Origin of the sequence: Streptomyces sp. NPDC005722 (assembly GCF_040630935.1) — a bacterium.
In the GTDB taxonomy this organism is placed as follows: domain Bacteria; phylum Actinomycetota; class Actinomycetes; order Streptomycetales; family Streptomycetaceae; genus Actinacidiphila.
In genome coordinates this window covers 42,660-58,078 of the sequence record NZ_JBEXYN010000051.1, presented here as the reverse complement: position 1 = coordinate 58,078, position 15,419 = coordinate 42,660, and the positions used below count along the sequence as shown (strand labels likewise).

Annotated in this window: 14 protein-coding genes; 9 read left to right on the top strand and 5 right to left on the bottom strand. The window is 73.8% G+C overall.

All coding sequences use genetic code 11. The features are described from left to right. Window positions 1-278: 278 nt before the first annotated feature. Entirely contained in the window at window positions 279-1,250 is a 972-nt protein-coding gene (locus ABZ479_RS35970; RefSeq protein ID WP_500465477.1) for a phosphotransferase family protein, read from the bottom strand. 25 nt (window positions 1,251-1,275) lie between these two features. After that, window positions 1,276-1,872, bottom strand: a complete 597-nt coding sequence (locus tag ABZ479_RS35965) for a TetR/AcrR family transcriptional regulator (protein WP_500465476.1) — start codon at window positions 1,870-1,872, stop codon at window positions 1,276-1,278. Between the two features lie 147 nt (window positions 1,873-2,019). Between ABZ479_RS35965 and ABZ479_RS35960 the strand changes: the two genes are divergently transcribed. The 7 genes from ABZ479_RS35960 (at window position 2,020) to ABZ479_RS35930 (ending at window position 9,178) form a co-directional block, all read left to right on the top strand. Beyond that, window positions 2,020-3,267: a YbfB/YjiJ family MFS transporter gene (locus ABZ479_RS35960; protein ID WP_500465475.1), complete on the top strand. Its 1,248-nt coding sequence runs from the start codon at window positions 2,020-2,022 to the stop codon at window positions 3,265-3,267. A gap of 442 nt (window positions 3,268-3,709) precedes the next feature. Beyond that, window positions 3,710-5,263: a sensor histidine kinase gene (locus ABZ479_RS35955; RefSeq protein ID WP_500465474.1), complete on the top strand. Its 1,554-nt coding sequence runs from the start codon at window positions 3,710-3,712 to the stop codon at window positions 5,261-5,263. Then, window positions 5,260-5,703, top strand: coding sequence for a roadblock/LC7 domain-containing protein (locus ABZ479_RS35950; RefSeq protein ID WP_499611710.1), 444 nt, complete (start codon window positions 5,260-5,262; stop codon window positions 5,701-5,703). Before ABZ479_RS35955 ends, ABZ479_RS35950 begins: the two co-directional genes overlap by 4 nt. Next, on the top strand, window positions 5,700-6,059 hold the full coding sequence (locus ABZ479_RS35945) for a DUF742 domain-containing protein (protein ID WP_499611712.1): 360 nt from the start codon (window positions 5,700-5,702) through the stop codon (window positions 6,057-6,059). Before ABZ479_RS35950 ends, ABZ479_RS35945 begins: the two co-directional genes overlap by 4 nt. Continuing rightward, complete coding sequence (locus ABZ479_RS35940; protein WP_500465473.1) at window positions 6,040-6,684, top strand: GTP-binding protein; 645 nt, start codon at window positions 6,040-6,042, stop codon at window positions 6,682-6,684. The genes ABZ479_RS35945 and ABZ479_RS35940 overlap by 20 nt, the downstream gene beginning before the upstream one ends. Next, window positions 6,681-7,934, top strand: a complete 1,254-nt coding sequence (locus ABZ479_RS35935) for a cytochrome P450 (protein ID WP_500465472.1) — start codon at window positions 6,681-6,683, stop codon at window positions 7,932-7,934. The genes ABZ479_RS35940 and ABZ479_RS35935 overlap by 4 nt, the downstream gene beginning before the upstream one ends. Further along, window positions 7,934-9,178: a cytochrome P450 family protein gene (locus tag ABZ479_RS35930; protein ID WP_500465471.1), complete on the top strand. Its 1,245-nt coding sequence runs from the start codon at window positions 7,934-7,936 to the stop codon at window positions 9,176-9,178. Before ABZ479_RS35935 ends, ABZ479_RS35930 begins: the two co-directional genes overlap by 1 nt. Before the next feature lie 107 nt (window positions 9,179-9,285). Here the strand turns inward: ABZ479_RS35930 and ABZ479_RS35925 are convergent, their stop codons facing one another. Beyond that, complete coding sequence (locus ABZ479_RS35925) at window positions 9,286-10,410, bottom strand: Gfo/Idh/MocA family protein (RefSeq protein ID WP_500465470.1); 1,125 nt, start codon at window positions 10,408-10,410, stop codon at window positions 9,286-9,288. 186 nt (window positions 10,411-10,596) lie between these two features. Here ABZ479_RS35925 and ABZ479_RS35920 point away from each other — a divergent pair, with 186 nt between their 5' ends. After that, window positions 10,597-11,004: a winged helix-turn-helix transcriptional regulator gene (locus ABZ479_RS35920; RefSeq protein ID WP_500465469.1), complete on the top strand. Its 408-nt coding sequence runs from the start codon at window positions 10,597-10,599 to the stop codon at window positions 11,002-11,004. Window positions 11,005-11,133: 129 nt separating this feature from the next. On the opposite strand, the gene ABZ479_RS35915 is transcribed toward ABZ479_RS35920, so the two are convergent. Further along, window positions 11,134-13,230, bottom strand: coding sequence for a PhoX family protein (locus tag ABZ479_RS35915; protein WP_500465468.1), 2,097 nt, complete (start codon window positions 13,228-13,230; stop codon window positions 11,134-11,136). Window positions 13,231-13,539: 309 nt separating this feature from the next. Between ABZ479_RS35915 and ABZ479_RS35910 the strand changes: the two genes are divergently transcribed. Next, the gene (locus ABZ479_RS35910) at window positions 13,540-13,869 is read left to right on the top strand and encodes a hypothetical protein (RefSeq protein ID WP_500465467.1); all 330 of its coding nucleotides are present in this window, start codon (window positions 13,540-13,542) and stop codon (window positions 13,867-13,869) included. Between the two features lie 534 nt (window positions 13,870-14,403). On the opposite strand, the gene ABZ479_RS35905 is transcribed toward ABZ479_RS35910, so the two are convergent. Next, a complete protein-coding gene (locus ABZ479_RS35905) occupies window positions 14,404-15,342 on the bottom strand; it encodes a GNAT family N-acetyltransferase (RefSeq protein WP_500465466.1) in 939 nt (312 codons plus the stop codon). Between the last annotated feature and the right edge of the window lie 77 nt (window positions 15,343-15,419).

Sequence of the window (15,419 nt, the reverse complement as noted above, 5' to 3'; positions counted from 1 at the left end):
GCACCCTGCTGGCGATCACACCCGGGTGACAAGACGAAAGCCGGGGGGAGTACGCGCAGTTGCACAGATGGGAAGCCGAAGTACGTGCGGAGGGCGGTGGCCCGGCCGGCCAGGCCGTCGCGCTCCGCCGCGACGTGCCGTTCGGCGTGGTCGGGCCTTCGCCCGCACCCGATGCCCCGTGCGGAGCGACGCCCTGACCCCCGCCGGTGAGGGTGCTCCGGTGGCCGAGCGGATCGGCGGGCCCGCGGCCGGTGGGCGAGCGCGGCGTCCCCCGGACGTCAGCCGCGCGGCCCCGCGTAGCGGGCGAGCAGCGCACCGACGTAGGTCTCCAGGCGGGTCGCGAGCGTCGCCGGGGTGAGGTCGGTGCGGCCGAGTTCGCGCCAGGGCACGGCGACCTTCTCGGCGTACGGCGCGAAGGCGAGGGCGTCCAGGAGCCGCCAGTAGAGGTGGGCGCCGGGGGAGGCGGCCAGGTGGCCGCCCGCGGCGGTGTAGAGGTCGGCGAAGCGCATCCCGGCCCCGGGTCCGTGGAGCAGCGCGAGGGCGGTGGCGCAGTGGGCCACGTCCAGGTCGGCCGGGCCCCAGGACGTCTCCACCCAGTCCACGACGCCGGAGACGCGCAGATGGGTGCCGTGCCCGGTGAACAGGACGTTGCCGGGGTGGAAGTCGCGGTGCAGGAAGCAGCCTTCGTGGGCCGGCGGGTCACGGCGTATGACGTCCACCGCGCGGGCCCACAGGTCCGGACGGCCCGTGGCGGCGGGCGGGCGGACGCGCTCCGGCGCCGTCCAGGCCTGGTACGCGCGGGGCCGGTCCCCCTCGCCGGCGTCCAGCCCGTGGACGCGCACGAGTTGGCGGGCCATCAGCCAGGCCCGCGCCCCGGCCTCGGCGTCCTCCAGGCGTACCTCGCCCGGGAGGAGGGACATGAGCAGCGAGGGGTGGTCGCAGTGCTCCGCCGTCGCGTCGAGGGCGTGGAGTTCCGCGGCGGGTACGGCGGTCGGGCCGAGCAGCGTCAGGATCCGCGCCTCACGGGTGAGCAGGCCCTCGGCGTGCCGCCGGTAGAAGGGTTCGACGAAGGAGCGCAGCACCAACTGGCGTCCGCCTCCGGGGCCCGTGACGTGCAGCCTGCGCATCCGCGAGGTCCAGCCGCCGCGCAGCCGCTCCGCCGACGCGACCCGTTCCCCCTCGGGCAGGTGCCGGTCCACCCAGGCGCGCGTGGCCGTCCAGCCGGGCCCGTTCCCCTCCGCCGTGGTCATCGGGGCACCCTACCGGGCCGGTTGATCAGGCGGTGGTCTGCCGCCGGGCGCCGAGCACCATCGCGATCAGCGACCTCGCGGTGGCCCGGAGCCGGTCCGCGTCCTGGTAGACGCGCTCGATGACGACGGTGCCGCGGGTCATGGTGACCAGGACCCGCGCGGCCTCGGCGGGCGGGACGGCCAGCAGTCCGGCGGCGTCCTCGCGGGCGAGCCGTTCGGTCATGACGGCCTCGAGCCGGTCCAGCAGGCCGCGGATCGCGGCACGGATGGGTTCGGCGTCGGCCTGGGTGTCGGTGGCGGTCTTGGTCGACAGGCAGCCGCGGGCGGGGGTGCCGAGGGTCATGGAGGCGATGGTGAAGTCGAAGAACTCCTCCAGGGCCCGCCGGACGTCCGGCTGGTCCAGCGTGGCGGCGGCCTCGGCGACGAAGGCGTCCGCGTAGTCCTGGAACACCCGCAGGAAGAGCGTCTCCTTGTCGCGGTACGCGTTGTAGAGCGAGCCGCGCTGCACGCCCGTCGCGGTGGCGAGGTCCTGCATGGAGGTCGCTCCGTAGCCCTGGTTCCAGAAGACGTCCAGGACCCGGCCCAGGGTGTGCTGCTCATCGAACTGACGCCGTCCAGCCATGCCCCGGAGCCTAATTCATCTTTGACGGCTCCGTCAAAGTTTGCAAGGGTGTCAAACGTGACGGGGTTGTCAAAGATGGCCCGGACGGCGGACGGACCGGGCGGCGCCCGGACCCGTCGTCACCGGGCGGAGAGCGGAAACGAGCACATGAGAACCACACCACCGGGACCGGCCGCGTGGCGGGCCGTCGCCGCGGGCGCGAGCGCGAGCTTCGTCGGCATCGGCATCGCCCGGTTCGCCTACACACCTCTGGTCCCCGAGCTGATCGACGCCCACTGGTTCTCGCCCTCGGCCGTGGCCTACCTCGGGGCGGCCAACCTCGCCGGCTACCTGGCCGGGGCGCTGGGCGCGCGCCGGGTGGGGCGGTGGCTCGGCGACCGGCGGGCCCTGCGCTGGACGATGGCGCTCGCCGCCGTCGCCCTGCTGGCGTGCAGCGTTCCCGTGTCGGTGCCCTGGTTCTTCCTCTGGCGGTTCGCTTCGGGGCTCGCCGGCGGTGTGATCATGGTGCGCGTGGCCGGTGCGGTGCTCCCGTACCTGAAGGGGGAGCGGCGGGGGCTGGCCGGCGGGGCGATCTTCGCGGGGCTCGGCGTCGGCATCGCGGCCTCGGGCACCCTGGTGCCGCTCCTGCTGCACCTCGGCCTGAGCCCGACCTGGGCGGGGCTCGCCGTCCTGTGCGCCCTGCTGACCGCGCTGAGCTGGAACGGCTGGCCGGCGCCCGCCGCCCCCGCGGCACCGGCCCCCGGGGTGCCGGACGCCGCGCGGTCCCCCCGCCCGCGGCTGCGGCTGCTGTTCGTGGAGTACGCCCTGATCTCGACGGGGCTCACCCCGGCCATGGCGTTCCTCGCCGACTTCGTCAGCCGGGGCCTGGGCCGCGGGTCGGGGAGCGGCTCGATGGTCTGGATCCTGTACGGCCTCGGCGCGCTGGCCGGCCCCACCCTCTACGGCTTCCTCGGCGACCGGCTCGGCTTCGCCCGGGCCCTGCCGCTGATCACCGTGGTGCAGACGGGGGCGCTCGCCGCGCTCGCCGTGGCGCACGGTCTGGCCGAGGTCGCGGTGCTGAGCGTCGTCATCGGCTCCTTCCCGCCCGGCGTCGTGCCGCTCGTCCTGGGCCGCGTCCACGAACTCGTACCGCGGGGCCCCGAGGCGCAGGCGGCGGCGTGGGGCAGGGCGACCGTCGCCGGGGCGGCCTCGCTGGCCCTCTCCGCGTACCTCTACTCCTACGTCTTCGCCCGCACCGGGCAGGACCACCGCGTGCTGTTCGCCGTCGGCGCCGCCGCGCTCGCGCTGGCCCTGGCCGTCGACGCGGCCGCGAGGTTCGTCCGGGGCCGTGGGGAGGCGGCCGGCCGGGCCGCGCGCCGGGAGTCCGGCGCCCGCGGGGCGTCCGCCCGGGGGTGAGGCGCCTGCGGCGTGGCGGGGTTGCGACATGTCGCAGAGTGGCCACGCCGCCGGGACGCCGTGCGGGCCGCCGGTCGGCGGGGCGCCCGGCGCCGTCCTCCCGGGAGCCCGCCCGGTCCTGACGGCGCGGCAAAAGACGTGGTCAGTGGCGCTGCCGGGAAGCGGCTTCGGAACGTACGGCTCCGGTGGCGCCACCGGCGGGGCGGAACCGGTGGTTCAGCGGGCCGGTGAGCGCCGCACGTTGTGGCAACCCCACATATCCTCACCAGCCAACACATGTCATCTACTCGTTGATCAACACTCCTCGGCAACTCGCATATAGTGGCCGCGAGTTCCCCGCGAACACGGAGCCCGCCCGGGATTCGTGCCCGTGGTGGTGCCCGTTTTTGTTGGATTCCGCTTTCTCATCCCATCCGTCCAGACGGTCCCGAGGTCCGAAACGATGACGACGCAGACCGCGCTCCCGCGCCCGCGGACCGGGCGCCTGCGCATCCCGGCACGGCCGCGTGAGCAGCGTGCTCCGTTCGCGTACCTGGCGCGGGCCCTTGCGGCGCCCCTGGTGGTCACCGTGCCGGTGGCCGTGTGGCTGACGGGTGCCGCGCCCGAGGCGGTGCGCACGCCCGCCGTGGTGGGCGCGGGCGCCGGAATCGTGGCGCTCACGTGCGCCGTGTGCGTGGCGGCGCAGGAGCGCTGGCGCGCGAAGCGGCTGGCCGGGCAGCTCGACGCCCTGCGGGCCGAGGCGGAACGTTTCGCCGACGAACTGCTGCCCGCCGCCGTCGGCCGGATCACCAGCGGTGAGACGGTGGACCGCGTCCTCACCGGCGTACGGGAGCCGCTGACCGGCCCGCAGCGCCGCATGCTCGCCCTGATCGCCGACCGGGTGGGCACGAGCGAGTCCCGGCGTGCCGCGTCGATGGCCGTCGGCGCCAACGCCGCCGGACGCATGCAGGCGCTGGCCACCGGCATGCTGGCCGACCTGCGGCAGATGGAGCACCGCCACACCGACCCGGCCGTGCTGCACGACCTGCTGCACCTGGACCACCGCACCGCCCAGGCCGGCCGCCTCGCCGACAGCATCGCCGTGCTGACCGGGGCCCGTTCCGGACGCCGGTGGGCCAAGCCGATCCGGATGGAGTCGATCCTGCGCGGCGCGATGGGCCGCATCGCCGGCTACCAGCGGGTGCGGCTCCACTCCACGAGCGAGGTCGCCGTCGTCGGCCACGCCGCCGAGGGCGTCATGCACGCGCTGGCCGAACTCATGGACAACGCCGCCAACTTCTCCCCGCCCACCGCCGAGGTCCACGTGTACGTGGAGGAGGTGCCCGCGGGCACGGTCGTCACGGTCGAGGACAGCGGCCTGGTGATGGGCGAGGTCGCGCTGCGCCGTGCGCAGAGCGCCGTCGCCGCCGGCTCGGGGGACCTCACCGGTCTGTCCGGGACCCGGCTCGGCCTCACCGTCGTCGGCCGGCTGGCCCGCAAGCACGGCCTGACGGTCTCCTTCCGGCCCTCGGCCCGCGGCGGCACCGGCGCGGTCATGATGATCCCGCAGGAACTGCTGACCGTCCCGCGCCCCGGCGCGGAGGCCGGCCCCGACGTCGAGCCCCTCCTGCCCCCGGAGGCCCCCGCCCCCGTCCCGGGCCCGCCCGCCCCGGCGCCCGCGGGGACGCCGCAGCGGGACGAGGAGGTCCGGCGTACGGCACCGGAGCTGGGCGAGGGCGGCCTGCCCAAGCGCCGCCGCGGCCAGACGCTGTCCGCCGCCGGCCATGACCGGCCCGGCCACGAGCGGCCCGCCGACCGCCCGGGTTCCGGCTCCGCCGGCCACGGGACGGCGGCCGAACGGGCCGCGCGCCTCAGCACCTTCCGCAGCGCGGTGCACGGCAACCCCCCTGCCGCGGCCGCACCCGCCCCCGACCACGAGCCCCCCGCGTCAGCGCCCGGCGCGGACCGCGACGAGCACGACGCGACGGCCCCATCCCCAGAAAGCGACGCGCGATGACCGCACCGGCCACCGGCCACACCAGTACGGACGAGCGGCTCAACTGGCTGCTGGAGAACCTGCTGGAGCGCACCCCCGGCGCCCGCCACGCCCTGGTCCTGTCCCGGGACGGGCTCAAGCTGTGCCGCACCCCCGAGCTCTCGGTGGACCAGGCCGACCAGCTCGCGGCGATCTCCGCCGGCATCCAGAGCCTGTCGCAGGGTGCGTCCATCGAGTTCGGCGACGGCAGCGGCGGCGTGCGGCAGGCCATGGCCGAGTTCTACGGCGGCATCCTGTTCATCGTCGAGGCCGGTGACGGCGCCCACCTCGCGGTCGTCGCCTCCGACGACGCCGAGGTCGGCCTGATCGGCCACAACATGCACGAGCTGGTCGAGCAGCTCGGCGAGCACCTGAGCGCGCCCCCGCGCGAGGTGCCCGCTGAGGACGGCGACGGCGCATGACACCCCGTCCGGGCCGGGACGAGGATCCGGACCGGCTGTACACCCTCACGTCGGGTCGCAGCCGGCCCGCGTCCGATGCGTTCGACCTGGTGACCCTGGTGGTCGCCGAGTGCGACCCGGTCCCGGGGATGCAGTCCGAGCACGCGGCGATCCTGCGGATCTGCCGCCGGCCCACCGCGGTCGTGGAGCTCGCCGCCGACCTGGGGCTGCCGGTCGGCATCACGCAGGTGCTCCTGTGCGACCTGCTGGACACCGGCCGGATCAGCGCCCGGCACCCCCGTACCGCCCGGACGGCGGCTCGACTGCCGGACCCCGAGATCCTGGAGCAGGTGCTCGTTGGACTACGCAACCTCTGACCCCGGCCTGGTTCCCGGCCCTCCGGGGCCGCGGGCGCCGCTCGACCCCCGCGCCGACAACGGGCTGAAGATCGTCATCACCGGCGGGTTCGGCGTCGGGAAGACGACCATGGTCCGCTCGGTCAGCGAGATCCGTCCGCTGAACACCGAGGAGACGATGACGCAGGCCGGCGCCGACGTCGACGACCTCGCCGGTGTGGGGACCAAGACCTCCACCACCGTGGCCTTCGACTTCGGCCGGATCAGCGTCAACGCGCGGACCGTGCTCTACCTGTTCGGCGCGCCCGGTCAGGAGCGGTTCTGGTTCCTGTGGGACCGGCTGTTCTCCGGCACGCTGGGCGCGGTGGTGCTGGTCGACACCCGGCGCCTGGACGACTCCTGGTACGCCATCGACCGCCTGGAGCACCACGGCACCCCGTTCGTGGTGGCCCGCAACGACTTCGGCGGGCCCAAGCACTCCGAGGAACAGGTCCGCGACGCCCTGTCGCTGGCGGACGGGGTGCCGCTGGTGGACTGCGACGCGCGGTCCCGGCAGTCCTCCAAGGACGTCCTCATCACCCTCGTCCAGCACCTGCAGACCCTGTCCGCCGCCCACCCGCGCGCCCGGGAGACGACCACCCCGTGACCAGTCAGCCCTCCGCGGCCGCCGGCACCGACCCCTTCGCCGGGGCGGTGCCGTTCAGCGGTCCGCGCTTCCACGTCGAACCCGCCGCCCTCTACCGCGAGTTGCGCCGCGACCACGGTGCCCTGGCGCCCGTGGAGCTCGACGGCGGCATACCGGCCTGGCTCGTGCTGGGCTACCGGGAGCTGCTGCACGTCACCGGCGACCCGGTGCTCTTCAGCCGCGACTCCGACCTGTGGAACCAGTGGGACCGCATCCCCGACGACTGGCCGCTGCTCCCGATGATCGGCCGCAAGCAGCCGTCGATCCTCTACACCGTGGGCGAACGCCACCGGCAGCGCGCCGCCATGATGGGCCACGCCATGGAGGCCATCGACGCGGTCGAACTGCGCCGCCACGCCGAGGGCTACGCCGACGGGCTCGTCGACGCCTTCTGCGCCGCCGGCAAGGCGGACCTCCTCGAGGAGTTCGCGATGCTGCTCCCGGTCCGCGTGCTCGCGCGGCTGTACGGCTTCCCCGAGGAGCAGGGTCCGCTCCTGGTGAAGGCGGTCAAGGACCTGGTCGACGGCGGTCCCGACGCCATCGCCGGCCAGGGCTACGTCTACACCGCGATGACCGAACTGCTCCAGGCGAAGAAGGAGCAGCCGGGCGCGGACGTGGTCTCGCGGATGCTCGCCGACCGGTACGACTTCTCCGACGAGGAGATCGTGCAGGACATGATGGTGATGACCGTGGCGGGGCACCAGCCCACCGCGGACTGGATCGGCAACTCGCTGCGGCTGATGCTCACCGACGACCGCTTCGCCGCCTCCTTCACCGGCGGCCGGCACAGCGTGGGCCAGGCCATGAACGAGGTCCTGTGGGAGGACACCCCCACCCAGAACATCGCCGGCAGGTGGGCCAGCCGTGACACCCGGCTCGGCGGCCGCCAGATCGCCTCCGGGGACCTGCTCATCCTCGGCTTCGCCGCGGCCAACGCCGACCCCCAGGTGCACCTGGAGGCAGGGGCCTCCACCAACGGCAACAACGCCTGGTTCTCCTTCGGCCACGGCGAGCACCGCTGCCCGTTCCCGGCGCAGGAGATCGCCGAGGCCATCGCCCGCACCGGCATCGAGGTGCTGCTGGACCGGCTGCCCGACCTCGAACCGGCGGTCGACCCCGCCGGTCTGGTGCGCCGTCCGTCTCCGTGGCTGCGGGGCATGACCAACCTCCCCGTGCGTTTCACACCCACCCCCGTGCTAGGAGAACTCTGATGGAATGCCCGGTCACCGGCCACCACGCGGCCTCCCCGATCGTGCTGGACCCGCTGGTGGGCGACCTGGTCGCCGAGAGCACCGCGCTGCGCGAGGCGGGCCCGCTGGCCGCGGTCGTACTCCCCGGCGGGGTGCCGGTGTGGGCGGTGACGCACCACGCCGAGGCCCGCGCGCTGCTGACCGACCCGCGCCTGGTGAAGGACATCGCCCACTGGGACGCCTTCACCCGCGGTGAGATACCCGCCGACTGGGCGCTGATCGGTTTGGCCAACCCCGGCCGCTCCATGCTCACCGTGGACGGCGCGGACCACCGCAGGATGCGCACCCTGGTCGCCCAGGCGCTCACCCCGCGCCGCGTGGAGCAGATGCGCGCCCGGATCGAGGAGCTGACGGCCGGTCTCCTGGACCGCGTCGAGGAGGCCGCGCGCGAGGGCGGGGTGCTGGACCTCAAGGCCACCTTCGCCTACCCGTTGCCGATGTACGTCGTGCAGGAGCTGATGGGCATCGACGAGGCCCACCTGCCGCGGCTGAAGGTGCTCTTCGAGAAGTTCTTCTCCACGCAGACCCCGCCCGAGGAGGTCATCGCCACCCTCGGCGAGCTGGCGGGCCTGATGGCGAAGACCGTCGCCGACCGGCGCGCGGAGCCCGGTGACGACCTCACCAGCGCGCTCATCGCGGCCTCCGAGGACGGTGACCACCTCACCGACGAGGAGATCCAGAGCACCCTGCAGCTGATGATCGCCGCGGGTCACGAGACCACGATCTCCCTCATCGTGAACGCGGTCGTGAACCTGCTCACCCACCCCGACCAGCTCGCGCTGGTGCGGGAGGGCAAGGCGAGCTGGGAGTCGGTGGTGGAGGAGACCCTGCGGCACTCCACGCCCACCTCGCACGTGCTGATCCGCTTCGCCACCGAGGACGTCCCGGTCGGCGACGCGGTCATCGCCAAGGGCGAGGCGCTGATCGTCTCCTACGCGGCGCTCGGCGGCGACGAGAAGCAGCACGGCCCCAGCGCCGGCGTCTTCGACATCACCCGCGAGCACCCCATCCGGCACATCGCCTTCGGCCACGGCCCGCACGTGTGCCCGGGCGCCGCGCTGTCCCGGCTGGAGGCCTCGGTCGCGCTGCCCGCCCTCTTCGAGCGCTTCCCCGAGCTCGACCTGGCGGTCCCGGCGACGGAGCTGCGGAACAAGCCCGTCGTCACCCAGAACGACCTCTACGAGCTGCCCGTCACGGTGAACTGACCTACCGTCGGTGGTCCGGCACCGCCCCGCGCCGCTCGAGCCGGCGCGCGGCGGTGCCGGTCCCGTTCCGCCCCACGGAAGGGCCGGCCGCCGTGCGCGGCGGACGGTCACCGTTCGGCGGGGGAGGGGGCCGCGAGGGTCTGCGCCGTGCCGGTGGCGGAGGCCCGCTCGACGGCGTCGATGAGACGGTGCCGGTCCAGGGCGTGGCGGAAGTCGGGGACGGTGCGGACGCCCTCGGCCAGGTCGCGGGCGAGCCGGCCGTACAGACGGGCGACGTTGCCGGCCACGGAACGGGAGAGTCCGGCGGTCAGGCCGTCGCCGAAGTACGGTGCGGGGACCTCCAGGGGCGCGGCGGTGGGGTCGGCGCCACGGCCTCCGGCCAGGGAGAGGTCGGCGACCTGCATGTTGCCCCAGTCCGCGGTGATGACCAGATCGCCCTCGGTCCCGTTGATCTCCCAGCGGAAGTTGTCGCCCCGGGAGGTGCCGCCGCGGTAGAACACCGAGGCGGCCGCGCCGCCGGCGAGCGTGCCGATCACGGCCACCTGGTCGGGAGCGGTGACGGGGACCGTGCCTCCGTCCTCGGTGATCCGCGCTCGCGTACGACCGACCACGAGGTTGGCGCTCAGCGTCGTGAAGTCACCGAGCACGTGGTTGAGCGGGTCGACGGCGTGTGAGAAGGGCGAGGTCAGCGGGGTCGCGCCGTTGGCGTTGTCGTAGAAGTAGGCCGCCTGCCGGGTGGCGGCCTCCGGACCCCAGACCATGCCCGAGCCGACCATGGTGGTGCCGATCACACGGCCGACGTACCCGTCCTTGATCAGGTCGTGGGCGTACCGCACCTGCGGCGCGTAGCGGCCCTGGGTGCCGATCACGCTGCGCACCCCGGCCTTCTCCGCGAGCTCCGTGAGGTGCCGGGCCTCGGCGAGGCCGTTGCCCAGCGGCCACTCGCTGTAGACGTCCTTGCCCGCCTCGATGGCGGCCGTGAGCAGGTCCAGGTGCTCGCTGACCTTGACCGCCACCACGACCAGGTCGACGCCCGGGTGGGCCAGGAGCTCGCGGTGGTCGTCGTAGGCGGCCACGCCGTACGTCGCCGCCGCGGCCTCCGCCGAGCTGCGCCGGGAGGTGCTGACGGCGCGCAGCTCGAACGCCGGGGACGCCGCGAGGGCGGGTACGTGCGAGACCGAGGCCCAGCCCGTGGTGCTGCCGCCGATGATGCCTACGCCGATCGTCTTCATGGGGGTTCTCCTCGTGCATGGCCTGCCGTCCGCCGCGGATCTGCGGTCACCGCCGCGCGGCTCTTACAGTGGGGGGACACGCGCATCGCGCTCGGGCACCGCCGACTGCTCACGGTCGAGCGTGGTGCGGCGGGCGGACGGCGACAAGAGAGCACTTCGAAGTGCCCAGGTATCCCGGAGGGAACCGTGGCCGCGGCAACTGCAGGAGAACTCCGGTCCCAAGCGGCCCCCGGGGCCCCCGGATGCCGGGAGGAGTCCCGTCCGCTGATCCGCAGCGTGCTGGAGCGGATCGGCGACAAGTGGAGCGTGGTCGTCGTCTGCCAGCTGGGCGAGTCGACCTACCGGTTCAACGAGTTGCGGCGGCTGACCCGGCCCATCACCCAGCGGATGCTCAGCGTCACGCTGCGCGCCCTGGAGCGGGACGGCCTGGTCGCCCGTACCGTGCACCACACCGTCCCGCCGCAGGTCGACTACGCGCTCACCGAGCGCGGCCGCTCGCTCCTCCACGTCGTACGCGACCTGGCCGGCTGGGCCGACGCCCATGCCGAGGAGATCAGCCGGTCCCGTGCCGCGTACGACACCCCCGATCCCTGATCCACGGCGGCCGCGGCGGGCAACGGGAGCACGACGCCGGCCCGCGGACCCCGAAGGGGTCGCACAGGCCGGCGTCACGCAGGGCCGGGTACGCCAACAGCACCCGGCACTCGCGGATGTGACGTAACGTCAGACTCCGATGTCGCGGCCGTCCTTGCGCCACACCACGACGACGGAGGGGCGGGGGATCCGCTTGCCGCCGTCGGGCCAGCGCGAGGACGGGTTCTCGTACGTGGAGCCGTCCGTCTCACCGGGGTGCTGCACGGCGACCAGCACGCGCTGGTCCTGGATGATCGGGCCGCAGGTCTCGGCGCCCTTGGGCACGCTCAGGAACTGCCGGACCTGACCGCGCTTCTCGCCCTTGACCGCGACGCCGAAGAGCGCGTCGTGGGTGCCGAGGGTGCCCGGCGTGCCGTCGGTGGAGATCCACAGGTTGCCGTGCGGGTCGAAGGCCACGTTGTCCGGGCAGGAGATCGGGCTGACGTCGTCCTTCGGGAAGCCCGCGAAGTAGGTGGACGGGTCGGAGGGGTCGCCGGCGACCAGGAACAGCCGCCACGCGAAGCGGTCGGCGGCCGGGTCGTCGAAGAACTCCGCCAGTTCCAGCACGTGCCCGTGCTTGTTCTCGTTCCGCGGGTTGGCCTCGTCGGCAGCGGGGGAACCGGCCTTGCCGCGGTTGGTGTTGTTGGTCAGCGCCACGTAGACGCGACCGGTGCGCGGGCTCGGCTCGACGTCCTCGGGGCGGTCCATCTTGGTGGCGCCGGCCTTGTCGGCGGCCATGCGGGTGAAGAGGTAGACCTCCTCGGCGGTCATGCCCGCCACGAAGGACGTGGTGCCGCTGGCGAGCTTGATCCACTCGCCGGAGCCGTCGAACTCGCCGTCCGAGGGCAGCTTCCCGCTGCCGTCGAACTGGCCGGCCGGGCTGTCGCCGGTGAGCCTGGCGACGTAGAGCGTGCCCTCGTCCAGCAGCGACAGGTTGTGCTCGCGGACGGCCCGCCCGGTGCCGTGCCGCATCGCCCTGCTCGCCACGAACTTGTACATGTAGTCGAAGCGCTCGTCGTCGCCCATGTAGACGACGGGACGGCCGTCCTCGGTGAGGCGGGGCTGCGCGGCCTCGTGCTTGAAACGGCCGAGCGCGGTGTGCTTGCGCGGCGTGGAGTCCGGGTCGAAGGGGTCGAGCTCCACGATCCAGCCGAAGCGGTTGACCTCGTTGGGCTCCTTGGCCAGGTCGAAGCGGTCGTCGAACCGCTCCCACTTGCGCTCGCTGGCCGCGCCGGCGATGCCGTAGCGCTTCAGCCGCTCCGCGGTCACCGGATCGGTCACCGAGGCCGCGTTGCCGAAGTACTGGTTGAAGTTCTCCTCCCCGGAGAGCACCGTGCCCCACGGGGTGGTGCCGCCGGCGCAGTTGTTGAGGGTGCCGAGGACCTTCGTGCCGGTGGGGTCGGCCTTGGTGCGCAGCAGGGGGCTGCCCGCGGCGGGGCCGGTCAGCCGGAAGGCGGTCCTGGTGTGGATCCGCCGGTTCAGGCCGTGCCGGTTCACCGGGTACAGGCGGCCGGAGTGCCGGTCCTCCTCGACCACGACGACGCTGAGGCCGTGCGCGGCCCAGGCGATCTCGACCTGCGCGCGGGTGGGGTTCGCCGCGTCGTAGCCCGGGAACATGAGGATCTCGTCGGTGTACTCGTGGTTGGCGACGAGTACCTGACGGCCGCGCTCACCGGGCAGGTCGAACAGGTGCAGGAAGTCGTTGTTGTAGCCGAACTGGGCGGCCTGCGCCGCGGCGGACTGCCGCGCCTGGTCGAACGCGGGGGCGCCGCGGAGGATGGGGTCGCCCCAGCGGATCACGACGCTCTGGGCGTAGCCCTCGGGGACGACGACGCCGTCCACGGTGTTCGGCGCCAAGGGCCTGAAGCGCAGGCCCTTGGCGGCGTCGGGGTCGACGGTGCCGTGACCGCCGTGGCCTCCGTGCCGCGCCTCGGGTGCCGCGGCGGCCACATCGGTGCCGGACCCGACGGCTACTCCGCCCGCGGCGGCGGCCAGGGTGACCACGGCGCCGGTGCGCAGCATGGTGCGGCGGGAGAGCGCTTCGGCGACGACGTCGCCGAGGTACGCGTTGCCGCTGGTGTTCGGCGCCTCGTGGGCGCAGGCGTCACCGCACTTGAAACGGCAGGTGAGGGCGGACCTGCCACCGTCGTGGCGGGGGAGCAGCGGAAGAAGTCTGTGCGGCCGCACAGTGCCTCCAAGTCTATGGTCCGGTATAGGGAATCCCATGGGACGGTAAAGAGGCGTCTTCTCGTGGGGGTGGCCGGAACATGAACCACGAATGAACCGGTGAGCGGACAACGGTCCGGTCCCCCCACGCGACCCGCGTGCCCCGCCTCCCCGGACGACGCCGGCACACTCACCGCCCGGCGCCGGCTGTTCCGGCACCACCAGGTTCGAGCGGCGCCCCCGGGCCGCCTGATCCGCGGCGACCGGCCCGGCTTCCGTGCGGCGTTGCGCCCGGCGGCTCTGTCGGTGCTCGCTCGTACCGTGTTGTGCATGGGGTATGACCTGCACATCACGCGGCGCGACGACTGGTGGGACGACGAGGGACCGGAGATCGGTCGGCAGGAGTGGGAGGCCGCTGTCGCCGCGGATCCCGATCTGGTCATGCAGCCCGTCCCCGACGGCTGGGCGGCCGACGCCTTCAGTTCGGCCTCGATGACGACGCGACCGGAACGGGAGGACGCGACCGAGATGCTGCACTGGGACGAGGGTCTGGCCAGCGCCAAGCACCCGAGCGACGTGCTGATCGCCAAGATGTGCGATCTCGCCGGGCACTTGGGGGCAAAGGTGCAGGGCGACGACGGTGAGCACTACGACCGTTGAGTGTCCGGCGCCAGGTGGCGCGTCGAGTGCCGGGCGTCGAAGCCGGACGTGACGGGGCCATTGCCGGGTCCGGCAGCGGCCGCGCGGCGCCGGCACGTCGCCCGGGCGTGATCCCGTCACCCTTCCTCGCCGTCACGGCTGCCGACGCGAGACCGCTCAACATCGAGCCCGGCCGACCCGGCGCGGGTTCCACCGCTGGCGCACCCCGCTCTCACAGCCGAGCAGGCGGGACTCCCGCCTGAGGACGTCGAGCGCGGCCCGGAGCCCGTCGGCGGCCGCCTTGGAACGCCCGCGTCGTCTCCGGGCCCAGCCTCGGACGCCGTCTGTGCCGGCCTCCCCTTGGTGCGCCCCAGGAGGCGGTTCAGCTCCACATGGGCGGCGATCGACTCCCAGGTCAGGGCCCGCCGTTGGGCACCCGCGTGGCGGTGGGTCAGCACGTCGACGAACACCCGGTCAGGGCTCGTGCTCTCGTTCCCGGCGTCCGGCCCCTTCGTTGCTCGCGGGCCGGCGTTGCCGGATCGACGGCCGCCGCGGTCACGCCGGGGCGGCCGCGGGCAGCGTCACTTCCCAGGTGTCCACGGCGAAGTGGAGGCCCATGCCGTGTGCGGCGTAGAGCCGCGGCGCCCCCGTGGTGTTGTCGGTGTCGACCCCGAGGCCCAGGGTGTCGCGGCCGCGGGCGGCGTAGACCCCGAAGGCGTGACGCAGCAGATGGCCGGCGACGCCCCGGCCCCGCGCCTCCTTGCGCACTCCCACGTTGCGGATCCACGCCATGGCCGCCCGGTCGTCACGGGTCAGGGCCGCGCCGACGTCGCCGGCGCCCTCCAGCGAGGCGATCCAGACCAGGGACCAGTCCATGCCCGAGCCGAGGTCGTCGAGCCACTGCCGGTAGGTGCGCCGCTGGTGGTCGAAGTGCTCCGAGAAGGTCTCCTCCAGGAGTGCGTGGACGCGCCGGCGGTCCGCCTCGTCCACGCAGTCGCGCAGCGTCAGTCCGGGCGGGAGCTCCGGGACGGTGTCCACGGCGGCGGACAGCGGCCGGGTCAGCACGTGGTAACGCCGGACGGTCCGCCAGCCGCGCCGCGTCAGGAGGGCGGTGTCCACCGTGGGCTCGGTGTTGAGGGAGAGGTGGACGACGGCCCGCTCCGCGCCGTTCTCCGCGGCGCGTTCGGCCGCCCGCTCCTGGAGGAGGTCCAGCAGCCGCTCACCCGCCTCCTGGCGGGCGGGGAGGACGTAGTGGTCGACGTCGATGCGTTCGGCGCCGGAGTCGTCCCACAGCAGCCCGAACGCGACGGGTGTGCCGTCCTCGTGGAGCAGCCAGGAGTTGCGTTCCAGGTCCGCCTCGGGGTGGACCAGGGACGTCTCGACCGTCCCCAGGTCGGTCTCGGGCCGCCCGAGCTCCGCGACGTCGACGGCGTTGAGCAGCTCGCAGATGACGGTCGCGTCCGCGGGGGTGGCCCGCCGCACGGTGATGGGCATGCCGCAACTCTCGGTACCGACACCGGCCCCGCGCAAATGCTTTTCGCGCGGGGCCGGTCCGGCCGGGGACGGCGCCC